This is a genomic window from Janthinobacterium sp. BCJ23 (genome assembly GCF_059617945.1).
In genome coordinates this window covers 26,768-48,108 of sequence record NZ_JCAQAW010000012.1, presented here as the reverse complement: position 1 = coordinate 48,108, position 21,341 = coordinate 26,768, and the positions used below count along the sequence as shown (strand labels likewise).

Below are 21,341 nucleotides of genomic sequence, written 5' to 3'. Positions count from 1 at the left end.
TTCCCACGCCGCCATTTCAAGCGGCAATGCCACCCTGCGGGCTACAGAGTTGTAACGAGATGCAAACTGCGACTGCGGTAAGGCGATCAGGAAGCTACGTTGAAGAAACAATCAAGTCTGCTTCCAGCGCCAGCAGGACATCGTAGGGACTGGCGGTCAGCCAGGTGCGCAGCTGTTCGATATGCGAGGCGTCGGCCAGGCTGATGAACAGGCGCGCGGGTGGATGGCGCAGCAGACGATTTAATGTTACACGCAATACGAGATTGCCGCTGCAGCACAGGCAACCGGGCGCGATGCGCAACAGTTGCAATGGAAACGATGAGGAAGGGGAAATTTCTTCGGCCAGGTCGGCCAGGATGGCGTTGCCGTCGGCGAGACCCTCGAGGATCACGGCAGTCGCGTGGCCAGGCTGCAAGGCTTGCGCGATGGCCGCCTCGCGCTCGGCGGCGCGACCACCGCTGACCAGGGTCAGCGGCGTCGGACGCCGTACGGCTGACGTCACAGGCCTTTCTTGGCCAGCTTGCCCGGTTCGACGCCCAGCTGTTTCAGCTTGCGATACAGATGGGTGCGTTCCAGGCCCGTTTTTTCCGCCACGCGGGTCATGCTGCCGCCTTCGCGGCCCAGGTGGTGTTCGAAATACATGCGCTCGAACGCATCGCGCGCCTCGCGCAGCGGCAAGTCGAACGACAGGTTGTAGCCATGGCCTTCTGCCACCGCCGGTACGGCGATGCCTGGGCGCACCATCAGCTGTTGCGGCGCGCTGCCGCCAAAGCTGGGCACGGGATGGCTGCTTTCCTCGGCCACCACGGGCGCCACGGGACGCGGCGCCACGCTCGGCGCGCGCACGGTTTCCTGGGCCCGCGTCAAGCCTTGCTGGACCGCCTTCAGCAGTTTTTGCAGGGCAATCGGTTTTTCCAGGAAGTTCATGGCGCCGATGCGCGTCGCCTCGACCGCCGTATCGATGGTGGCGTGGCCCGACATCATGATCACCGGCATGGTCAGCAAGCCATCGCGCTGCCACTCCTTGAGCAAGGTGACGCCATCGGTGTCGGGCATCCAGATATCCAGCAATACCAGATCCGGCGCACCGGCGGCACGCGCTTCGCGCGCCTGCTGCGCATTTTCGGCCAGCTGGATAGCATGTCCTTCGTCGCCCAAAATTTCCGAGAGCAACTCACGGATACCCATTTCATCATCCACTACGAGTATGTTTGCCATTCGTGTCTTGCCTTCCTCATTTCGCCGGCCGTCGCGCACAAGATGCACGCGGCGGACAACTATGATTTTATTAGTGTTTTAAATACTAAACCAGACCCTCACGCCAGGAATTCCTGGGCAGGAGCGTCGGGAGCTAACTTTAACAGCAAAATGACCACCGAAGCGCCATTGCCGTCGACCCGGTTCTCGATATCGATGCGTCCGCCGTGTTCATCGATAATTTTCTTTACCATCGCCAGGCCCAATCCCGTGCCGCGGGCCTTCGAGGTCACATACGGCTCGAACGCGCGCGCCAGGATTTTGGGTGCAAAACCAGGACCATTGTCCGTGATGGCCAGCCGCACGGCGATATTCACGCCGCCGTCCGCACTGCGATAATGAATTGCTTCCGTCCTCACGTCAATCCGCGGATGCGGCGAGTCCGGCGGCAGGTCGGCCATGGCGTCCTGCGCGTTCTGCAGCAGGTTGTGAATCACCTGGCGCAACTGGGTCGGATCGCCCATCACCATCGGCAGATTCGGCGCCAGCAGCGGGTGGATGATGTCGCCATCGTCGCCGCGCAGGTACAGGTTCAGTATCTCTTCGATCAGCTCGTTCAAGCGCAGCGGCGTGAGCACGGCCGGCGGCGTGCGTGCATAGTCGCGGAAGTCGTCGACCATGCGCTTCATCGCATCGACCTGCTTGACGATGGTGGTGGTGGCGCGGCTGAGCAGATCCGCATCCGGCTGCTCCAGCTTGCCTTCGAGCTTCATCTGCAGGCGCTCGGCCGACAGCTGGATCGGCGTGAGCGGATTCTTGATTTCATGCGCGAGGCGGCGTGCCACCTCGCCCCAGGCGATCGAGCGCTGTGCGGAAATGACGTCGGAAATATCATCGAACACGACGATGTAGCCGCTGCCGGACTCCAGCGGCAGGCGCGAACCACGCGCCAGCAAGGTGATGTCATGCTCGTCGGCACTGCTGCCCAGGCGGCGTGGAATCTCGATCTGCCGCTGCCAGTGCAGACGCTGCTGGTTGCGGCCCGACGCCGATTGCGCGCTTTGCGCCGTGAAGGCGCTGATGATGGCGCCGCCAAATTCTTCCATTCCAGCAATATGCGCCAGCGGCTGGCCCACCATGCTCGTGCCCGAATGCTGGAGGATGCGCTCGACCGATTCATTGCAGGTCACCAGCTTGAAGTCGCCGTCGAGCACCATCACGCCGGCCGACATGTTCGCCAGCACCGATTCCAGGTGGGCCTTGGCGTTTTGCAAGGCAGCACGGTTGCTTTCCACGGCCGTGCGCGCATCGAGCAACTGGCGCGTCATGATGTTGAACGACTGTGTCAGGGTGCCCAGTTCATCCTTGGTGGCGACGATGGGGCGCGGCGACAGGTCGCCTTCGGCCACGGCGCGCGTGCCTTCGGCCAGCAGCAGCAGGGGCTGAGCCAGGTTGCCCGCGATCAGGAAAGCGCTGCCGATGGCGCCAAAGATGGCCAGCAGCAAGGTCAAAGTGAGGATTTCCATGTACATCTTGCGCAGACCCACGCGTGCGACGAAACGTTCCTTGTATTCGCTGTAGGCGGCGCGCAGCACTTCGCCATTCGTCGCCAGCTTGGGCGGCACCGCCTGCAGCAGTTGCAGGTAGCGGGGCGACACGGACGGCCCCGGCACGGCCACCAGCACGCGCAGGCGCAGGCTGGCCGCCGTTTCCAGCGACGCCGGCAGGCCTGAGCGGAAACCGCCGCCGCCCGACTCCGTGCCATCGTCGTGCAATTCCAAGCCCCCTTCGGCCGAGGCATAGCCGGCCGGCGAGGCCGCCTGCACCAGCATGGCCGGCGTCGGCAAGTCGGCCGCGCTGTGCGGCCCCGCGCTGGCCAGCAGCACGCCGTCGCCGCTGACGAGCATGGCGTTTTGCATGCCCTCCTCGCGCAACAGGCTGGTCAGCACGGCCGGGCCGGCCACCGGGTCGGCGCCCATTTCTTCGACCGCCTTGTGGCCCCGGTGATCGAGCTCGACCAGGGCGGCATCGAGGCCGGCACGGCCCAGCTCAATCCCCGATTCCAGCGCCGCTTCGATCTTGACGTTGAACCAGGATTCGATGGAGTGGGAGACGAATTGCACGGAGACAAGGAAAATCACAAGGCCCGGCAGGATGCCGACGGCGGCGAACAGCATCACCAGGCGCGTCATCAGCTTGGAGCCGAACTTGCCGCTCTTGTAGCGCGCGTACAGGCGGGCCAGGGAAATACCCACCAGCGCCAGCAGGGAGACGGCGACGGCCGCGTTCAGGCCCAGCAGCCAGGTGTAGTAACGGTCGAAAAAACCGGAATTGTCGGAAGCCGACGCCAGCAGGAACAGCAGGATACTGACAATGCCGCCGCCCACCACCAGCAGATAGCGCAATGCTTGACTCACTACTCCGCCGTATACAAAAAGGTTTTTTTATTCGAAGCCAGGCGCCAGTCGCTGTTATTGAAGGCATTGACCTGTATCGGCTTGGGCAGGTAGTCGCGGTCCATGCCCATGCGCAAGGTGACGTTATACGTCTGCCCCACTTTCAGTTCGCCGCGCCGCGCCACCAGCCAGCGGCTGGGACGGCGGATCAGGAACAGCGCATCGTCGAGCGTGGCAAAGCTTTGCTGCAAGCCGCCGCCCGACACGTGGTACTGGCGCGTGAGCACGTTGTACGACAGCCGGCTGGTCTGGCGCGCCACGATGGCCTTTTCATCGAACCAGTACCAGCGGGGCCGGGTCAGTTCGATTTCCGTCGTGAAAAACAGCGGCACGCCATGCTGCACGGCATCATCGAGGTCATGATTGAGCTCGAAGGAATATGTGGCGGCCAGCTTGTAGCCCTCTTCGCTAGACTCGATGTAGGCACGGGTGATCTCGACCATATCGGCGGCATGCGCACGTGGCATGGTACATGCCAGCATCAGCAGCAGGGCCAGGAGTCGGAAGAGTCGTGTTGTCACAAGTGTGCCGGTGTAGTCCGTAGAATAAGGTTCGACGAATCGCTCAAGCCGCATTTTTTTGGAATAGCGCATAGAACAAACCGTCGTGGTCCTGCTCCGCGCTGCCGGTCGGCAACAGCTGGCCAGGCGCTGTCAATCGGGTCGCATTATTGCGCACCGCAAATGCCGCCGCCTGTGCCTCGGACTCCTGCGGCCACAATGAACATGTCACGAACAGCAATTTACCATCGGGGCGCAGCATCTGCCACAGGTTGTCCAGAATTTTGGATGAAAGTGTTGCAAGTTGGAACGCGTCACCCTTGCGGCGCAACCAGCGGATATCGGGATGGCGGCGCACGATGCCCGAGGCCGTGCACGGCACGTCGGCCAAGATGCGGTCGTACTGCTGGCCGTCCCACCACGCGCTCGATTGCGCATCCTGCGCCTTCAAGGTGGCGTCCAGGCCCAGGCGCTCGAGGTTTTCCGCGATGCGCGGCAAACGCTTGGCGTCCGCGTCGATGGCGGTCACGTGCACGTCGGCCAGTTCCAGGATGTGGCAGGTCTTGCCGCCCGGCGCCGCGCAGGCATCGAGCACGCGCATGCCGTCATGCAAGTCCAGCAGCGGTGCGGCCAGTTGTGCGCCTGCATCCTGCACGGAAACGACGCCCTGCTCGAAGCCGGGGATCAGGGCCACGCCGATCGGTTTATCCAGGCGCACGGCGAACGGTCCCACCTGGCGCGCGGCGATGCCCGCTTCCTGCAGCACGGCCAGATACGCTTCCACCGTGCTCTTGCGGCGGTTCACGCGCAAGGTCAATGGCGGCACGGCATTGCCGGCCGTCAAAATGGCTTGCCAGTCGCGCGGATAGGCCAGGCGCAGCGAGTCGATCCACCACTGTGGATAATTCCATTGCGCCAACGGTTGCTGCAGGGCCGCTTCCAGCAAGGATTTGCGCTCGCGCAAGAAACGGCGCAAGACAGCGTTGACCATGCCCTTGGCATGCGCCAGGTCAGGGTGCGACGTGGCGACGGTGACGGCCTGGTCGACCACCGTGAATTCCTCATACGGCTGCTCGCCCGGCTCGGCCGACATCAAGGACAGCGCGCAGCACAGCAAGGCCGCCAGCATCGGCGGCTCGGGCGCCTTCGACGTCATCAGGCCGACGAGGGTTTCGCTGCGGCCCAGCTGGCGCATGGTACGGTAGGAAATATCCTGGATGGCGCCGCGCGCCTGCGGGCTGGCGTTCGATTGCGTAAACACCTTGGCCAGCGCCTGCGGCAGGGCCGTGCCCGTGCGCACTTGCGCTACGGCATTGGCCGCGCCCAACAGGCAAAACGCCAGCGAGTCGGTGCGCAAATCGGGCTGGAAGCCTGGCTGCAAGACCGGTTTCAGGTCGGGATGGTAGCTGGGACGCAATTTCGGTACGGCAGGAGCCTGGCCTGGCGCCGGCTTGGTTTTCAATTTCAGCGTGGGGCGCTTGTTCATAGTTATCCGGTGTGGCTGCGCGCGGCGGGCTGCATGGAGGCAAAGTCGCGGCCGCGCGTCATCAATAAAGGGTCGATTGTAGCGTTTGTGGCGCCCTCTGGCCCAAGCGATTGCAGCGATACCTGTAAATTGCGGCAAAAAACTGCATATATACAAGCAGAATGCACCATGCTGATGTTTTCGCGCACCAACATGGGCATGCTGTCCTGATAATATCGTGAAACGCGCCGGCACGGGAACACTGCCGGCTGGCGTATTGTTCCCGGCAGCAAACCAGTATAATTAACGCAGTCTGGGCGGCTTGTGTACTAGCCGTCCGTTTTGCTTTTTGATTCATTCTATTCATTCTTAACGCGGTTCCACCGCCATCCTGCTCATGCTCGCCCAACAGAAACAAGAAATCATCGCCCTGTTCCAGGCCGCCCTCGCTCCCGTCCTGGCCGGCACTACGCTTGAGCCTACCGTGGTGCTCGAGCGACCACGCGATGCATCGCATGGCGACGTCGCCTGCAATATCGCCATGCAACTGGCCAAGCAGCTGAAACAGAATCCCCGCGAACTGGCGCAAACCATCGTGGCGGCCGTGCTGGCCAACCCGGCCGGCAAGGGTCTGGTCGAGGCAGTGGAAATCGCCGGCCCCGGCTTCATCAACGTGCGCGTGTCAAACGCCGCCAAGCAGGCCGTGGTGAAAACCATCTTGAGCGAAGCCGACAGCTATGGCCGCAGCACGGCAGGCGCCGGCAAGCAAGTCATCCTGGAATTCGTCTCGGCCAACCCGACCGGTCCGCTGCACGTGGGCCACGGTCGCCAGGCGGCCCTGGGCGACGCCCTGTCCTCGCTGTTCGACGCGCAAGGCTACCAAGTGACGCGCGAGTTCTACTATAACGACGCGGGCGTGCAGATCCAGACCCTGGCCAATTCCGTGCAGGCGCGCGCGCGCGGCTTCAAGCCCGGCGACGCCGAATGGCCCGAGTCCGCCTACAACGGCGACTACATCGCCGACATCGCCAACGACTTCAAGGCCGGCAAGACCGTCTCGGCCAGCGATGGCCAGCCTGCCACGGCCAACGGCAACGTGGAAGACATCGATTCGATCCGCCCGTTTGCCGTCACCTACCTGCGCAACGAGCAGGACATCGACTTGCAGGCGTTCGGCGTGAAGTTCGACAATTACTACCTGGAATCGTCGCTGTACGCGGACGGCAAGGTCAATAACGCCGTGGAAACCTTGATCAAGGCCGGCCACACCTACGAGCAGGATGGCGCGCTGTGGCTGCGCACCACCGACTTCGGCGACGACAAGGACCGCGTGATGCGCAAGACGGACGGCACCTACACGTATTTCGTGCCGGACGTCGCGTACCACCTGGTGAAATGGCAGCGCGGCTTCGTGCAGGCCATCAATATCCAGGGCAGCGACCACCACGGCACCATCGCACGCGTACGCGCCGGCCTGCAGGCCGTCGACATGGGCATCCCGCAAGGCTACCCCGACTACGTGCTGCACAAGATGGTCACCGTCATGAAAGACGGCGAAGAAGTCAAGATTTCGAAGCGCGCCGGCTCCTACGTGACCGTGCGCGACCTGATCGAATGGTCGGGCGGCGGCGACATCGCCAAGGGCCGCGACGCCGTGCGCTTCTTCCTGATCTCGCGCAAGGCCGACACGGAATTCGTCTTCGACGTCGACGTGGCGCTGAAAACCACCGATGAAAACCCCGTCTATTACGTGCAGTATGCGCATGCGCGCATCTGCCGCATCCTGGAAAACTGGGGCGGCGATGAAAGCGCGGTCGCCAACGTCGACCTTTCCCCACTGACGGCGCCGACCGAAGCGACCCTGCTGGCGACCCTGGCCGCCTACCCGGAAATGCTGGCGCGCGCGCAAGCGGAACTGGGACCGCATCAAGTCGCCTTCTACCTGCGCGACCTGGCCGCCAACCTGCACAGCTTCTACTTCGCCGAAAAAGTGCTGGTCGAGGACGAAGCCGTCAAGATGGCCCGCCTGGCTCTCGTCATCGCCGCGCGCCAGGTACTGCGCAACGGCCTGGCACTGATCGGCGTGTCCGCGCCAAACAAAATGTAATCGCGAAGGTCAATCAGTCAATGAATCATGTTTCCCGCTTCTCTTCGACCCGGCGCCAGCAGGGCAATACCCTGGTCGGCATCATCATCGGCCTGGTCATCGGCCTGGGCATCGCCGTCGTGGTCGCCCTGGTGATCACCAAGGGCGCCTCGCCGTTCACCGACAAGTCGGGCAAGGCCGGCAAATCGGCCGAACCGACGGCCGGCCAGATCGCCGACCCGAACAAGCCGATGTACGGCAACAAGGAAGCGGCCAAGGAAGCGGCGCGCGACTTCTCCAAGGAGCCACGCGAGATCGTCACGCCGACGCAGCCGGCAGCACCGGCGCCAGCTCCCGCGCAGCAGCCGAAGGCGCCGCCGCCGGACGCGCTGCAGGAATTGATCGGTACATTGAAAGACAAGCCAGCGCCGAAAACACCGGCGGCAGCGCCAGCACCGCAAGCGAAGGCCGACGTGAAAGAGGCAAAGGCCGATGCAGCCAGCGACAAATGGATTTATTATCTGCAGGCCGGCGCCTTCCATGACATGTCGGACGCCGAAAGCACGCGCGGCAAACTGGCGCTGCTCGGCTTCGAAGCGGCCATCAGCGACCGCAGCACCGACGCCGGCGTGCTGCACCGCGTGCGTATCGGGCCGTTCAACCAGCTCGAAGCGATGAACCGCGCGCGCACCAAACTGTCTGAAAACGGCATCGATGTTGCCGTCGTCCGCAACCAAAAATAAGGAACCAGCATGCGTTTTCTGAAGAACATCCTGATCGCCGCCGCACTGTGCACCGCCGCCATGGGCGCATCGGCCTCGCCGGCCGACCCGAAGAACGGCGTCGAATACGAAACCCTGCCCACGCCGCAGGCGACGGAATCGGGCAAGAAAATCGAAGTGACGGAATTCTTCGCCTATTACTGCCCGCATTGCAACGTGCTCGAACCACAGCTGGCCGCCTGGGTCAAGAAACAGGGCGACAACATCGTCTTCAAGCGCGTGCACGTGTCGCGCGATGAAAGCGTGGCGCCGCAGCAGCGGCTGTTCTTCACCCTGCAAGCCATGGGCCTGGTCGACAAGCTGCACACCAGCGTCTTCCACGCCATGCATGTGGAACGCAACCGCCTGAACACCGACGATGCCGTCTTCGACTTCGTCGCCAAGCAGGGCGTGGACCGCCAGAAATTCATCGACACCTACCGTTCGATGGGCATCTCGGCCCGCGTGCGCCGTGCGGATGCCATGATGCAGGGCTATAACGTCACGTTCTGGCCGATGATCGCCATCGATGGCCGCTACATCACGTCGCCTTCGCAAGCCGATCAGGGCAGCAAGTCGGCCAAGAACGAAGAGCAGCTGAACGCCCAGGCGCTCACCGTGATGGACGTGCTGGTCACGAAAGCCAAAGCGGAAAAGAAATAAGCATGGCCACTTCCCTGGCGCGCCCGGGCATCGCCTGATGCATCGCGTTTTCATCACGGGCGCGTCGAGTGGATTGGGCGCCGCCCTGGCGCTGCAGTACGCGCACCAGGGCGCCCAATTGGGCTTGCTGGCCCGCCGCGGCGACACACTGCGGCAACTGATCGCTTCCCTGCCCCACCCTGAACGCCACCGCGCCTACGCCGTCGATGTCTGCGACCACGCCGCCCTGAAAAGCGCGGCCGATGACTTCATCGCCCATGCCGGCGGCATCGACGTCGTCATCGCCAGCGCCGGCGTGTCGTACGGCACCTTGAGCGAACACGCGGAAGACCTCGACGCCTTCGCGCGCCTCATCGCCATCAACGTCACGGCCACCGTCGCCACCTTCGCGCCCTTCATCGCCGTCATGAAAAGCCAGGGCAGCGGACGCCTGGTGGGCATCGGCAGCGTGGCCGGCATCCGCGGCCTGCCCGGCGCCGAAGCCTACAGCGCCTCGAAGGCGGCCGTCATCAGCTACTGCGAATCGCTGCGCCTGGAATTGAAACCGGCGGGCATCAAGGTCGTCACCATCACGCCCGGCTACATCGACACGCCGATGACGCGCCACAACGCCTACCGCATGCCCTTTTTGATGCCGGCCGAAAAATTCGCCGTGCGCGCCGCGCGCGCCATCGCCGACGGCGACAGCTACCGCGTGATCCCGTGGCAGATGGGCGTCGTCGCCAAGCTGCTGCGCGCGCTGCCCAATGCCGTGTACGACCGGGCCTTCGCGAATGCGCCGCACAAGGCGCGCAACTGACCCTATCACCATGACGAAACACTCAGACTTGAACAGCGCGGCCATCGCCGCCCATTGCGCCACGGGCGCCGCCCACGTATGCATAGAGGTGGTCGACGAAACGGGATCGACCAACGCCGATCTGCTGGCGCGCTGCGCCACCCTGGCCGGCCCCACCCTGCGCATCGCCGGCCAGCAGACGGCCGGACGGGGGCGCGCCGGACGGCCGTGGGTGTCGCAGGCGGACGCCAGCCTGATGTTCTCGCTGGCCTGGCGCTTCAAGGGACCGCTGCATCAGCTGGTGGGATTGCCGCTGGCCGTCGGCGTGGCGCTGGCCGAAACCATGTCCTCGCTGGGCGTGCCGGTGCAGCTGAAGTGGCCGAACGACCTGCTCAAGGATGGCCATAAACTGGCCGGCATCCTCGTAGAAACGCAGCAGGCGCCCGACGGCGGCGTGTGGGCTGTCATCGGCTGCGGCATCAATCTGCTGATGCCCGATGTGCTGGAACGGCAGATCGGCCGCAGCGTCTCGGCCGTGCCCTGGCTCGCGCAGATGGAACGCAATACCCTGGTGGCGGCGCTGCTCAGCCGCCTGGCCGGCGTGCTGGCCGAATTCGACGACACGGGCTTTGCGCCGTTTACGGAGCGCTGGAACCTGCTGCATGCCTGGCAAGGCCAGCACGTGAAAATCCTCGACAACGGCCAGCTGCTACAGCAAGGCGTGGCGGCCGGCGTGGATCACCTGGGCCGCCTGCTGCTGCGCACCGATGGCGGCCTGCAGGAAGTCATGTCCGGCGACGTATCCTTGCGCCTGCTGGGGGAGTAAGCACATGCTGCTGCTGATCGACGCCGGCAATACGCGCATCAAATGGGCACTCGTGGCCGCCGACAGTGCCGCCGGCGGCTGGCTGGCCAGCGGCGCCGTCGCGCATGCGCAGATCGACACCCTGGCTGCGCAATGGGCGCAACTGGCCATCCATGAGGCGCTGCTGTCGAACGTGGCCGGCGCCGTCATCGGCACGCGCCTGCGCGCCATGCTGCCCGTCGTTGCCCGCGACTTTGTCTCGCTGCCACAGCTGGCGGGCCTCACGAACGGCTACCGCGCGCCGTCGCAGCTGGGGTGCGACCGCTTTGCCGCCGCCATCGGCGCGCAAGCGCTGGCGCCTGGCCAGGCCGTCATCGTCGCCAATTGCGGCACCGCCACCACCATTGACGCCGTCACGGCCGACGGCGTTTTCCTCGGCGGGATGATCTTGCCGGGACTGGGACTGATGGCCAGTTCGCTGGCGCGCAACACGGCGCAGCTGCCGCAAATCGCCAGCGACGCCATGCTGCCGGCCGGCTTTGCCGACAACACGGACGACGCCATCCTCTCCGGCTGCCTGGCGGCCCAGGCGGGCGCCATCGAACGGGCCGTGCGCATGCACGGCGCCAGCGCCTGCCTGCTGTCGGGCGGCGCCGCGCCGCACATCGCACCGGCCCTGGCGCTGGCGGTGCCGCTGCACCTGGTCGACAATATCGTCATGATCGGCCTGCAGGCGGCCGCGCGCGCCGGGGCCGCGGGAACACAAGGAAACCACGTATGCTGAAATTCGTCTTCTGGCTGCTGGCCGGCGTCAACCTGCTGGTGCTGGCCATCGGCCAGGGTTATCTGGGCAGTTTTCGCGCCGAGACGCGCGAACCGGCGCGCCTGAAAAACCAGCTACAGGCGAGCAAGCTCACCTTGCTGACGCAGGAGCAGGCCACGGCGCCTGCCGCACCGCCGGCCACCGACGGCGCGGCACCGGCAGCGGCCGCACCAGCGGCGCCGCCATCGTATGCGTGCACGGAAGTGGGCAATTTCCTGCTGGCCGATGGCCGCCGCTTCGAAGCGCAAGTGGCGACGCTGGACCTGGGCGACCGCCAGTCGCGCCGCAACGTGGCCGGCCAGGACATTTCCAGCTACATGGTGTACATCCCGCCGCAGGGCAGCAAGGAAGGCGCCGACCGCAAGGCCGGCGAATTGAAACAGCTGGGCGTGACGAACTACTTCATCATGAATGAAAGCAGCCCGCTGCGCTGGGGCATTTCACTGGGCGTGTTCAAGTCGGAAACGAGCGCGCAAAGCCAGCTGGCAATGCTCAACAAACAGGGCGTGCACAGCGCCCGCGTCGCGCCGCGCTACAGCGCCAGCAAGCAATTCGCTTACCAGTTCCGCGACCTCGACGCGGCCACGCGCGCGCGGCTGGAGAAAATCAAGGCGCAGTTCCCGGAGCAGGAACTGCGCTCCTGTAAATGACTGCTGACAATCGCGTCGGATTACGGCGCCTTGCGCCTAATCCGACCTACGTTCATCTCTCAATGACGATCGGTTTGACACCCGCCGACGCCGGCAGGCTGGCCGCCGCGCGCGCCGCATCGGTGCGGCTCGTAAACGGTCCGCCGTACAGGCGGAACAACGGGCCGGCCGGCACCACATCGAGATTGCCCAGCGTTTGCGCATACGGCGCCAGTTGCGCGCGGCCCGCTTCCGCATTGTCCGCACGCGAATAAGCGCCCAGCTGCAGGTAGAAGCCGGTGGCCAGCGCCGCTGGCGCGGGCGCGGCCACGGTGGCATCGACCACTGACAGCGCGGTGATTTCAGGCTGCACCACGGCGCCCATTTCCGGTTCGCTGTCGGCCGGCGTATCGATCGACCTGGCCACCACCGACGGCACCGGCTTCGGCGCCGCGCGAGCGGCCAGGATGGCGTCGATATCGGCCGGCAGCAGGCGCTCGACGACCACCTGGTGGCTGCCCTTGCCGAGGAAGCCCAGTTTCAGCGCCGCCGTATAGGACACGTCGATGACGCGCGTGGCGTGGAACGGGCCGCGGTCGTTGATGCGCACGATCACCTGCTGGCCGCTGTCGATGCTCGTCACGCGCGCATACGATGGAATCGGCAAGGTCGGGTGGGCCGCCGTCATCTTATACATATCGTAGATTTCGCCCGACGAGGTGCGCTGGCCATGGAATTTCTTGCCATACCAGGTGCCCGTGCCCTTCTGCTTGAACGGTTCGTTGTCGGTGATCGGTGTATAGGTCTTGCCGAAGACGACATACGGGCGGTTCGAGCGCGTCGAATACGGCTCGTTGCGCACTTCCGCGTCGGGTACGTCGCGCAGGTTGGCCGGCGGATTGTCGCCCGGACCGTCATCCTTGTAGTAGCCGCCGCGCCCGGAGCCGGCCGCCGGCAATACCGGCAAGGTGGGATCCTGGCGCACGGGCACCTTGACCTTGCCGCCGGACGGCAGCGGCACGTTATTCGATGCGGACTTTTGCGGCGTGGTGCCGCAGGCGGCCAGGGTCAGCAAGACCGCCAGGCTCAATCCGCGCATGGCGAAGGTGTCGAAAGGCGCCCGCATCAGGTCTGCACCAGCTTGCGGTGGCGCTGAATGCTCATCAGGATACCGGTGGCCACGCCCAGGGTCAGCAGCGCGGTGCCGCCATAGCTGAGGAATGGGAGGGGGACGCCGACCACCGGCACGATGCCGCTGACCATGCCCATGTTTACAAAGGCGTACGTAAAGAAAATCATAGTTATCGCTCCTGCCAGCAGGCGAGTGAAAAAACTGGGGGCGTTGGCGGCGATCATCATCCCCCGTCCCACCAGCAGCAAATACATCAGCATCAGGATCAAGTTACCGACCAGGCCGAATTCTTCGGAATATACGGCAAAAATAAAATCGGTCGTGCGCTCCGGAACGAATTCCAGGTGGGCCTGCGTGCCGTGCGTCCAACCCTTGCCCGTCATGCCGCCGGAACCGATGGCGATGATGGACTGGATGATATGGAAACCCTTGCCCAGCGGGTCCTTGGTCGGGTCGATCAGCATCATCACGCGGTCGCGCTGGTAATCATGCAGGTGCGACCAGGCGATCGGTAGGCAGGACACAAAGGTGATCAGCAAGCCGGCCAGCACCTTCCACGACAGGCCGGCCAGGAAGATGACGGTAAAGCCGGCCGCCACCACCAGCAGCGCCGTGCCCAGGTCGGGCTGGCGCGCGATCAGGTAGACGGGCACCAGCAGCAGCACGGCCGCCATCAGGAACGACTTCCAGCGCAGGGCGCCCGCATTATGCTGGAAGAACCAGGCCAGCATCAGCGGCGTGGCGATCTTCAGGAATTCGGACGGCTGGATGTCGATCACGCCGATATGCAGCCAGCGCCGCGCACCGAGCTTGATGGTGCCGAACAGCGCCACGGCTACCAGCAGGATCACCGATACCGTGTACACGGGCACGGCGATGCGCATCATCATCTGCGGCGTGACATTGGCCGCCACCCACATGACGAAAAAGCACAGCAGGATGTTGCGCAGGTGATCCTCGATCTTGCCGGGAATGCCGATGCTGGCCGAATACAGGGTCAGCAAGCTGGTACTGAGCAGCATCAGGATGATGATCATCAGCGGCGGATCGAACACCGCCAGGTAGGGTTTGGCGCGCCGCCACAGCGAGCGCCTCTCGTTAATGGGCATGTGCTTCCTTATTGCCTGGCAGGTGCCGGGGCGGCCTGCTCGTCCGTGATTTCTTCCAGGGTGCGCACTTCGTCGACATCTTCCTTGGGCACCTTGGTGGTGTCCCTTTCCTTGTCGCTCGGACGCTTGCCCAGCAGGTAGTAGTCGAGCGCCTTGCGCGCGATCGGTGCGGCCACGCCGGCGCCGAAGCCCGCGTTTTCCACCACGATGGCGATCGCGATACGCGGCTTGTCGGCCGGCGCGAAGGCCGTAAACAGGGCGTTGTCGCGCAGGCGCTCGGCCAGCAGCTTGGCATTGTACTTCTCGTTTTTCTTGATGCCCACCACCTGTGCCGTACCCGTCTTGCCGCCCACCGTGTACTGCACGCCGGTGAAGATGCGCGCGGCCGTGCCGCCCTGCTCGCTCGTCACGCCCACCATGGCGCGCTTGATGGTATCGATGTTTTCCTGCTTGAGCGGAATGCGGTAGCTTTCCTTGGGCACGGTCAATGTACGCGCGCGCGTGGCCGCGTCTTCGATGATCTTCACCAGATGCGGCTTCATCACCACGCCGTTGTTGGCCAGGTTGGCCGTCGCGTGGGCGATCTGCAGCGGCGTGTAGGAATTGTAGCCGGAACCATTACTCACCGAAATCGTGTCGCCACCCACCCATTTTTTCTGCTGCGGCGTCTTGAAGCGGTTGCGCTTCCATTCCGTCGACGGCAGCACGCCCGTCTTCTCGTTATTCAGGTCGATGCCCGTCAGCTGGCCGAAGCCGAACGGCTTCATGAAGTCGTGAATGGCGTCGATGCCCATGTCGCGGCCCAGCTGATAATAATAGGTGTTGCACGAGACGACGATGGATTTGTGCATGTCGACCGTGCCATGGCCGCCGACTTTATCGTCGCGGAACATATGCCCGCCCAGCATGAAGAAACCGGGATCGGAGATCGACTGGCTCGGCGTGCGCTTACCCAGTTCCAGCGCGGCCAGCGCCATGAAAGGCTTGAAAGTCGAGCCGGGTGCGTAGGTGCCCGACAGGGGACGGTTGACCATCGGCCGGTCCAGCGAGGTATTGAGTTCGTTCCAGCTTTGCTGGTCGATGCCGTCGACGAACAGGTTGGGGTCGTAGCCAGGCTTGGACACGTAGGCGAGGATGTCGCCCGTGGCCGGGTCGATGGCCACGGCCGCGCCGCGCCATTCGCCGAACGCTTCCTCGACCACTTTTTGCAGCTCGATGTCGATCGACAGGATCAGGTTGTTGCCGGGGGTGGCCGCCGTGCGCGACAAGGTGCGCATGGCGCGCCCGCCGGCCGACACTTCCACTTCTTCGTAGCCGGTGGTGCCGTGCAGCTGCTTTTCGTAGCTTTTTTCCAGGCCTTCCTTGCCGATATGGTCGGTGCCGTTGTAGTTGGCCGCGTCCTCGCCCTCTTCCAGCCCCTTGGCTTCATTGCGGTTGATGCGGCCGATGAAGCCCACCACGTGCGAGGCCACTTCGCCCATCGGATACTGGCGGAACAATCGCGCCTGCACCTCGACGCCGGGGAAGCGGAAACGCTGCGCCGTGAAGCGCGCCACTTCCTCGTCCGTCAAACGCGTGCGCAGCGGCACGCTGACGAAGTTCTTCGATTCTTCCAGCAGCTTCTTGAAGCGGCGGCGGTCCTTGATGTCGATCTGCACCAGGGTCGACAGTTCGTCGATCACGGAATCGAGGCTGGCGCTCAATTTAGACGGCGTGATTTCCAGGGTGTAGGCCGAGTAATTGCGCGCCAGGACCACGCCGTTGCGGTCGAGGATCAGGCCCCGCGTGGGCACGATGGGCACCACGGCGATGCGGTTGTCTTCAGCCTTGGTCGCATAGTCTTCGTGCTTGATCACCTGCAGCCAGATGAAGCGCGCCAGCAGCAGCGAAAAGCAGACGAAGACGAGCGCGCCCAGGATGGTCAGGCGCATGCGGAAAAAATGCAGTTCGCGCTCGGTGTTCTTGAGTTCAGTCATGGCAGGCGCTCGTCAGATCGGCCGGTTATGGTCGCGGTCCACGGCGCGGCGCTGCGGTGCCAGCAGAATCCACGTGACAATCGGCCACAGGGCGACGGCGACGAAGCTCTCGATGAAATTGAGCCAGCCGGGGAAGCGGCCCGAGACGATCAAGCGCGTCAGCAATTGCAGCGCCTGCGTCAGCAGCAGCAGCGGCAGCACGTGCAGCGCCTGCGTCATGATGGGGAACCACAGCACGCGGCGGTGCATCATGATGGCGAAATACGACAGCAAAGTGTAGGCCAGCGCGTTCTCGCCCAGCAGGGTCGAGTCGTGCACGTCCATCATCAGGCCCATGAAGAAGGCCACGCCGATGCCGACCTTGCGCGGCTGGTGGATGCCCCAGAAGACCAGCACCAGCGCGACGAAATCGGGTACGCCGACGAACTGCCCCCATGGCAGCAGGTTCAGCAGAAAAGCGCACAGCAGGGAAAAGCCGATGAACAGGGGGCTGACCGGCAGCAGGATGTAATGCGGGCGGTTCATCGTGTCGCTTCCTTCGGTGGCACGGCGGCAGGTGCGGGCGCTGGCGCTGGCGTCGCAGGTTTTGCGGGCACGGGCGCAGCCGCGTTGGCGGCAGGCGGCTTGGCGGCAGGCGTGGCGGCCGGTGGTGCAGCGGCTGCGGCAGCCTCCTTGGCAGGGTCCTTGATCGGCGCCATCTTGCCGGCAATCTTGCGCCCCGTCTTGATATCTTCAGCGGGCGGACGCGGCGGAATCTCGGGCGACGTCATCAAAATGAGCAGCTGGGTGTTGCGTTCGATACCGGCCAGTGGCTGGCACACGACGCGGCCGAACGGACCATGCGCATTGCGCTCGACCAGGGTCACGCGCGCCACGGCCAGGCCTGCCGGGTACAGGCCGTCGAGGCCCGAGGTAATGACGATGTCGCCGATCTGGATGTCGGCGCTGGGGGCCGTGAAGCGCAATTCCATGGTGCCGGACTTGCCGCGGCCGATGGCCACGCTGCGCACGCCATTGCGCAGCAGCTGTACGGGAATGGCCTGCTCCTCATCGGTCAGCAAGGTCACTTCGGAGGTAAACGGGAACACGCGCGTGACTTGCCCCACCACACCGAGGTTGTCGATCACGGGGCGGCCCAGTTCCACGCCATGCTGGATGCCGCGATCGAGCACGATCTTGCGCGTGGCCGAATCGCGCGTGTCGTACAGCACTTCGGCCATCATGGTCTTGACGGGGACGCGCTCGCGCGCTTCCATCAGCTTGCGCAAGTGGTTGTTTTCAACGATGTTGAGCTGCGCCTGCTGCAGTATCTGCGCCGAGGCGATCTGTTCGTGCTTCAGGTCGCGCACCTGTTTTTCCAGGGCGGACAGCGAAGAAAAGTAATTGCCGACGCCAAGCGCCACATCACGCGGCACCAGCGCCGCCATCTGCACCGGATACAGCACGGTGCCGACTGCCTGGCGCACGGCCGTCAGCGCGTGCATGCGCGAATCGACCAGCAGCAGGGCGATAGAAATGCCGGCGAACACCATCATCTTGACGCGGGCGGAGGCGCCTTGTTTGAAAAGTGGCGGAGGACTGTATTCCATGACTTCCAATGATCAGGCCAGGCGCAGTGCGCCAACGTGCAGGCCCCGGTCAAACGCCGGCGCCAAAACCAAAAAAAGGCCGGAATGGTTTCCGGCCCTTCTGTCAGATTATTCGTAGGAGAAGATCGAGCCGAGCTTGTCCATACGTTCCAGTGCCATCCCGGAACCGCGCACCACGCAGGTGAGCGGATCCTCGGCCACCAGCACCGGCAGGCCGGTTTCCTCCATCAGCAGGCGGTCCAGGTCGCGCAGCAGTGCGCCGCCGCCCGTCAGCATCATGCCTTTTTCGGCGATGTCGGCGCCCAGTTCCGGCGGCGTCTGTTCCAGCGCGTTTTTCACGGCCGAGACGATGTTGTTCAGCGGGTCGGTCAGCGCTTCGAGGATCTCGTTGCTGGAGATGGTGAACGAACGCGGGATGCCTTCGGACAGGTTGCGGCCCTTGACTTCCATTTCCTTCACTTCCGAACCAGGGAAAGCCGAACCGATGGCTTTCTTGATGGCTTCGGCCGTCTGTTCGCCGATCAGCATGCCGTAGTTGCGGCGGATGTAGTTGACGATGGCTTCATCGAACTTGTCGCCGCCCACGCGCACGGAACCCTTGTAGACCATGCCGCCCAGCGAGATGATGCCCACTTCGGTCGTACCGCCGCCGATGTCGACCACCATCGAGCCGGTCGCTTCGGACACGGGCAAGCCCGCGCCGATGGCCGCGGCCATCGGTTCTTCGATCAGGTACACCTGCGAAGCGCCGGCGCCCAGGGCCGATTCGCGGATCGCGCGGCGTTCGACCTGGGTCGAACCGCAAGGCACGCAAATGATGATGCGCGGCGATGGACGGAAGAATTTCGAGTCGTGCACCATGCGGATGAATTGCTTGAGCATCTGCTCGGTCACGGTGAAGTCGGCGATCACGCCATCTTTCATCGGACGGATTGCTTCGATATTGCCCGGCACCTTGCCCAGCATCTGCTTGGCTTCCTTGCCGACTGCCTGAATGGTCTTCTTGCCATTCGGACCGCCTTCCTGGCGGATGGCGACGACGGATGGCTCGTCCAGGACGATACCGAGGCCGCGTACATAAATAAGGGTGTTGGCCGTGCCCAAGTCAATGGCCAGATCGGTGGAGATATACCTGCGTAAAAAACCAAACATGAGTGTCCTGTAGCGCATCGAGCTGCGCAAAAGCTGTTTATGGGGAGTTTCAAAGCGGGCGCTTTCAGGCACCCTGAAAATCCGTGGAGGCGATTTTTTCGGGTTTCGCTTGGCGCTTGCGCAATCTTTTCTATGCTGCGGCAGCGGTCCATCAGCGCCGGCAACGCATTAACCCGCCATTCTACCTTATAATTTGAATGCGATTTGCTCAAAAACCATGGAAAAGTGCGACTCTTGCAGCCGCGAGTTACGCGGCATTCCTCGATTTTTGTGAGCAAAATAGCAGTAAATACCCGCGTTTTATCAAAACGCCAACTTAATACTAATGCGCGGCACTCCGCGCCATTCGCCATGTCCCTGACACTCTCCGACGTAAAACGCATCGCCCACCTGGCCCAACTTGAAATGGCCGACGACCAGGCCGTCACGTCTTTGGCCCAATTGAACAAGATTTTTGCACTGGCAGAACAAATGCAAGCCGTCAATACCGATGGCGTGGCGCCCCTGAGCCACCCGCTGGCCGCCCACATGGACAATATCGCCCTGCGCCTGCGCGAAGACCTGGCTACCGAAACGAACCGCCGCGACGCCTACCAAGCCGTGGCGCCGAAGGTACAGGATGGCCTGTATCTCGTGCCAAAAGTGATCGAGTAACTGCGCCGCTCCATGCTGCTGCCTTCCCGTCGAATATCAAAATAGAAACGCCATGCATACAAAATCCATCAAACAGCTGTCCACGCTCTTGCAGAACAAGGAAATTTCCGCCGTTGCGCTGGCGACGCATTTCCTCGACCGCATCGAAGCGGACAACTCGAACGCCTTTTTGCACGTCGACCGTGCCCTGACCCTGGCGCAAGCGGCCGAAGCGGACGCGCGCATCGCCGCCGGTACGGCCACGCCATTGACGGGCGTGCCGATCGCGCACAAGGACTTGTTCGTCACAAAAGGCTGGCGCACGACGGCCGGCTCGAAAATGCTGGCCAACTACGCCAGCCCGTTTGACGCCACCGTGGTGGAAAAATTCCAGGCGGCCGGCATGGTCACTTTGGGCAAGGTCAATTGCGATGAATTCGCCATGGGCTCCGGCAATGAGAACTCGGCTTTCGGCGCCGTGCGGAACCCGTGGGACAAGCACGCCGTGCCAGGCGGCTCGTCCGGTGGCTCGGCCGCCGCCGTGGCTGCCGGCCTGACGCCAGCGGCCACCGGCACCGACACGGGCGGCTCGATCCGCCAGCCAGCCGCTTTTTGCGGCATCACCGGCATCAAGCCGACGTATGGCCGCGTCTCGCGCTTCGGCATGATCGCCTTTGCCTCGTCGCTGGACCAGGGCGGCCCGATGGCCCGCTCGGCCGAAGACTGCGCCCTGCTCTTGAGTGCCATGGCCGGCTTCGACGAGCGCGATTCGACCAGCCTGTCGCCGGAACAGGGCGGCGTGGCGGAAGATTTTTCGCGCGACCTCGATCAACCGCTCACGGGCTTGCGCATCGGCGTGCCGCGCGAATACTTCGGCGAAGGCCTGGCCAAGGACGTGGAAGCGGCCGTGCGCGGCGCGCTGGCGCAGTATGAAAAGCTGGGCGCCACCCTGGTCGACATCTCGCTGCCGAACACGGCCCTGTCGATTCCCGCCTACTACATGATCGCCCCGGCCGAAGCGTCGTCGAACCTGTCGCGCTACGATGGCGTGCGCTACGGCCACCGCGCCACCGAGTACAAGGACTTGCAGGACATGTACAAGAAGTCGCGCGCCCAGGGCTTCGGCCCGGAAGTGCAGCGCCGCATCATGGTCGGCACCTATGTGCTGTGCCACGGCTATTACGATGCCTACTACCTGAAGGCGCAAAAGATCCGCCGCCTGATCGCGCAGGATTTCGACGCCGTCCTGAATGGCCCGAACGCCGTCTGCGACGTCATCATGGGGCCGGTCGCGCCGACCGTCGCCTGGGACCTGGGCGACAAGACGGACGACCCGGTGGCGAACTACCTGGCCGACATCTACACCCTGTCGACCAGCCTGGCCGGCCTGCCCGGCATGTCGATACCATGCGGTTTCGGTGAAGGCGAGAAAAACAGCAAGCGCCCCGTCGGCCTGCAAATCATCGGCAATTATTTTGGCGAAGCCAAGCTGCTGAACGTCGCCCACCAGTTCCAGCAAGTGACGGACTGGCATACGCGCAGCCCTGCCGGTATTTAATAAGAACAGACGCGCCGCCCAGGCGGCGC

20 protein-coding genes are annotated in these 21,341 nt (G+C 63.8%); 9 read left to right on the top strand and 11 right to left on the bottom strand.

Annotated elements, in window-relative coordinates; genetic code table 11:
* Window positions 1-94 precede the first annotated feature (94 nt).
* The 5 genes from AC54AG_RS26685 to rsmB all read right to left on the bottom strand — a co-directional run bounded on the left by AC54AG_RS26685 (window position 95) and on the right by rsmB (window position 5,639).
* Entirely contained in the window at window positions 95-502 is a 408-nt protein-coding gene (locus tag AC54AG_RS26685) for an SRPBCC family protein (RefSeq protein ID WP_034749315.1), read from the bottom strand.
* A complete protein-coding gene (locus tag AC54AG_RS26680; RefSeq protein ID WP_034749318.1) occupies window positions 499-1,218 on the bottom strand; it encodes a response regulator in 720 nt (239 codons plus the stop codon). The genes AC54AG_RS26685 and AC54AG_RS26680 overlap by 4 nt, the downstream gene beginning before the upstream one ends.
* A 98-nt stretch (window positions 1,219-1,316) precedes the next feature.
* Window positions 1,317-3,614, bottom strand: a complete 2,298-nt coding sequence (locus tag AC54AG_RS26675) for a sensor histidine kinase (RefSeq protein WP_070301613.1) — start codon at window positions 3,612-3,614, stop codon at window positions 1,317-1,319.
* The gene (locus tag AC54AG_RS26670) at window positions 3,614-4,120 is read right to left on the bottom strand and encodes a DUF4390 domain-containing protein (protein ID WP_235194189.1); all 507 of its coding nucleotides are present in this window, start codon (window positions 4,118-4,120) and stop codon (window positions 3,614-3,616) included. Before AC54AG_RS26670 ends, AC54AG_RS26675 begins: the two co-directional genes overlap by 1 nt.
* Window positions 4,121-4,217: 97 nt before the next feature.
* Window positions 4,218-5,639 carry a 16S rRNA (cytosine(967)-C(5))-methyltransferase RsmB gene (gene rsmB / locus AC54AG_RS26665; protein ID WP_496632346.1) on the bottom strand — a complete coding sequence of 474 codons (1,422 nt, stop codon included), beginning with the start codon at window positions 5,637-5,639 and terminating at the stop codon, window positions 4,218-4,220.
* Window positions 5,640-6,015: 376 nt separating this feature from the next.
* On the opposite strand from rsmB, the gene argS reads away from it, so the two are divergent.
* From argS to AC54AG_RS26630, 7 genes are read left to right on the top strand one after another with little or no spacing between them, the layout of a single operon-like run.
* Window positions 6,016-7,725 carry an arginine--tRNA ligase gene (argS, locus tag AC54AG_RS26660; RefSeq protein ID WP_496632344.1) on the top strand — a complete coding sequence of 570 codons (1,710 nt, stop codon included), beginning with the start codon at window positions 6,016-6,018 and terminating at the stop codon, window positions 7,723-7,725.
* A 20-nt stretch (window positions 7,726-7,745) separates the two neighbouring features.
* On the top strand, window positions 7,746-8,447 hold the full coding sequence (locus tag AC54AG_RS26655; RefSeq protein WP_496632343.1) for an SPOR domain-containing protein: 702 nt from the start codon (window positions 7,746-7,748) through the stop codon (window positions 8,445-8,447).
* 9 nt (window positions 8,448-8,456) lie between these two features.
* Window positions 8,457-9,128: a thiol:disulfide interchange protein DsbA/DsbL gene (locus AC54AG_RS26650; protein WP_496632341.1), complete on the top strand. Its 672-nt coding sequence runs from the start codon at window positions 8,457-8,459 to the stop codon at window positions 9,126-9,128.
* Between the two features lie 37 nt (window positions 9,129-9,165).
* Complete coding sequence (locus AC54AG_RS26645) at window positions 9,166-9,927, top strand: SDR family oxidoreductase (protein ID WP_496632339.1); 762 nt, start codon at window positions 9,166-9,168, stop codon at window positions 9,925-9,927.
* A gap of 10 nt (window positions 9,928-9,937) precedes the next feature.
* Window positions 9,938-10,732: a biotin--[acetyl-CoA-carboxylase] ligase gene (locus AC54AG_RS26640; RefSeq protein ID WP_496632337.1), complete on the top strand. Its 795-nt coding sequence runs from the start codon at window positions 9,938-9,940 to the stop codon at window positions 10,730-10,732.
* Between the two features lie 4 nt (window positions 10,733-10,736).
* On the top strand, window positions 10,737-11,495 hold the full coding sequence (locus AC54AG_RS26635) for a type III pantothenate kinase (protein ID WP_496632335.1): 759 nt from the start codon (window positions 10,737-10,739) through the stop codon (window positions 11,493-11,495).
* Window positions 11,489-12,184 (top strand): SPOR domain-containing protein, encoded by a 696-nt coding sequence (locus AC54AG_RS26630; RefSeq protein ID WP_338680745.1) that lies wholly within the window; start codon window positions 11,489-11,491, stop codon window positions 12,182-12,184. The genes AC54AG_RS26635 and AC54AG_RS26630 overlap by 7 nt, the downstream gene beginning before the upstream one ends.
* Before the next feature lie 52 nt (window positions 12,185-12,236).
* Here the strand turns inward: AC54AG_RS26630 and AC54AG_RS26625 are convergent, their stop codons facing one another.
* From AC54AG_RS26625 to AC54AG_RS26600, 6 genes are all read right to left on the bottom strand, one after another.
* On the bottom strand, window positions 12,237-13,289 hold the full coding sequence (locus tag AC54AG_RS26625) for a septal ring lytic transglycosylase RlpA family protein (protein ID WP_496632333.1): 1,053 nt from the start codon (window positions 13,287-13,289) through the stop codon (window positions 12,237-12,239).
* Window positions 13,289-14,404: a rod shape-determining protein RodA gene (rodA, locus tag AC54AG_RS26620; protein ID WP_034749348.1), complete on the bottom strand. Its 1,116-nt coding sequence runs from the start codon at window positions 14,402-14,404 to the stop codon at window positions 13,289-13,291. The genes AC54AG_RS26625 and rodA overlap by 1 nt, the downstream gene beginning before the upstream one ends.
* Window positions 14,405-14,412: 8 nt before the next feature.
* Complete coding sequence (gene mrdA, locus AC54AG_RS26615; protein ID WP_034749351.1) at window positions 14,413-16,380, bottom strand: penicillin-binding protein 2; 1,968 nt, start codon at window positions 16,378-16,380, stop codon at window positions 14,413-14,415.
* A gap of 12 nt (window positions 16,381-16,392) precedes the next feature.
* Window positions 16,393-16,905 carry a rod shape-determining protein MreD gene (mreD, locus tag AC54AG_RS26610; protein ID WP_034749354.1) on the bottom strand — a complete coding sequence of 171 codons (513 nt, stop codon included), beginning with the start codon at window positions 16,903-16,905 and terminating at the stop codon, window positions 16,393-16,395.
* Entirely contained in the window at window positions 16,902-17,969 is a 1,068-nt protein-coding gene (mreC, locus tag AC54AG_RS26605; RefSeq protein ID WP_496632330.1) for a rod shape-determining protein MreC, read from the bottom strand. Before mreC ends, mreD begins: the two co-directional genes overlap by 4 nt.
* A gap of 108 nt (window positions 17,970-18,077) precedes the next feature.
* Window positions 18,078-19,121 carry a rod shape-determining protein gene (locus AC54AG_RS26600; RefSeq protein ID WP_010393186.1) on the bottom strand — a complete coding sequence of 348 codons (1,044 nt, stop codon included), beginning with the start codon at window positions 19,119-19,121 and terminating at the stop codon, window positions 18,078-18,080.
* A 351-nt stretch (window positions 19,122-19,472) separates the two neighbouring features.
* Here AC54AG_RS26600 and gatC point away from each other — a divergent pair, with 351 nt between their 5' ends.
* Both gatC and gatA read left to right on the top strand, forming a co-directional pair.
* A complete protein-coding gene (gene gatC, locus AC54AG_RS26595) occupies window positions 19,473-19,775 on the top strand; it encodes an Asp-tRNA(Asn)/Glu-tRNA(Gln) amidotransferase subunit GatC (RefSeq protein ID WP_046683487.1) in 303 nt (100 codons plus the stop codon).
* Window positions 19,776-19,827: 52 nt separating this feature from the next.
* Window positions 19,828-21,312: an Asp-tRNA(Asn)/Glu-tRNA(Gln) amidotransferase subunit GatA gene (gatA, locus tag AC54AG_RS26590; protein WP_496632327.1), complete on the top strand. Its 1,485-nt coding sequence runs from the start codon at window positions 19,828-19,830 to the stop codon at window positions 21,310-21,312.
* Window positions 21,313-21,341: the final 29 nt, after the last annotated feature.

Coding starts and splice junctions, on each gene's coding strand:
- AC54AG_RS26635 (WP_496632335.1), top strand. CDS start 10,737: ATGCTGCTGCTGATCGACGCCGGCAATACGCGCATCAAATGGGCACTC.
- rsmB (WP_496632346.1), bottom strand. CDS start 5,639: ATGAACAAGCGCCCCACGCTGAAATTGAAAACCAAGCCGGCGCCAGGC.
- AC54AG_RS26600 (WP_010393186.1), bottom strand. CDS start 19,121: ATGTTTGGTTTTTTACGCAGGTATATCTCCACCGATCTGGCCATTGAC.
- rodA (WP_034749348.1), bottom strand. CDS start 14,404: ATGCCCATTAACGAGAGGCGCTCGCTGTGGCGGCGCGCCAAACCCTAC.
- AC54AG_RS26645 (WP_496632339.1), top strand. CDS start 9,166: ATGCATCGCGTTTTCATCACGGGCGCGTCGAGTGGATTGGGCGCCGCC.
- AC54AG_RS26650 (WP_496632341.1), top strand. CDS start 8,457: ATGCGTTTTCTGAAGAACATCCTGATCGCCGCCGCACTGTGCACCGCC.
- AC54AG_RS26670 (WP_235194189.1), bottom strand. CDS start 4,120: ATGCCACGTGCGCATGCCGCCGATATGGTCGAGATCACCCGTGCCTAC.
- AC54AG_RS26640 (WP_496632337.1), top strand. CDS start 9,938: ATGACGAAACACTCAGACTTGAACAGCGCGGCCATCGCCGCCCATTGC.
- AC54AG_RS26625 (WP_496632333.1), bottom strand. CDS start 13,289: ATGCGGGCGCCTTTCGACACCTTCGCCATGCGCGGATTGAGCCTGGCG.
- mrdA (WP_034749351.1), bottom strand. CDS start 16,380: ATGACTGAACTCAAGAACACCGAGCGCGAACTGCATTTTTTCCGCATG.
- gatC (WP_046683487.1), top strand. CDS start 19,473: ATGTCCCTGACACTCTCCGACGTAAAACGCATCGCCCACCTGGCCCAA.
- AC54AG_RS26655 (WP_496632343.1), top strand. CDS start 7,746: ATGAATCATGTTTCCCGCTTCTCTTCGACCCGGCGCCAGCAGGGCAAT.
- mreD (WP_034749354.1), bottom strand. CDS start 16,905: ATGAACCGCCCGCATTACATCCTGCTGCCGGTCAGCCCCCTGTTCATC.
- AC54AG_RS26630 (WP_338680745.1), top strand. CDS start 11,489: ATGCTGAAATTCGTCTTCTGGCTGCTGGCCGGCGTCAACCTGCTGGTG.
- AC54AG_RS26680 (WP_034749318.1), bottom strand. CDS start 1,218: ATGGCAAACATACTCGTAGTGGATGATGAAATGGGTATCCGTGAGTTG.
- mreC (WP_496632330.1), bottom strand. CDS start 17,969: ATGGAATACAGTCCTCCGCCACTTTTCAAACAAGGCGCCTCCGCCCGC.
- argS (WP_496632344.1), top strand. CDS start 6,016: ATGCTCGCCCAACAGAAACAAGAAATCATCGCCCTGTTCCAGGCCGCC.
- gatA (WP_496632327.1), top strand. CDS start 19,828: ATGCATACAAAATCCATCAAACAGCTGTCCACGCTCTTGCAGAACAAG.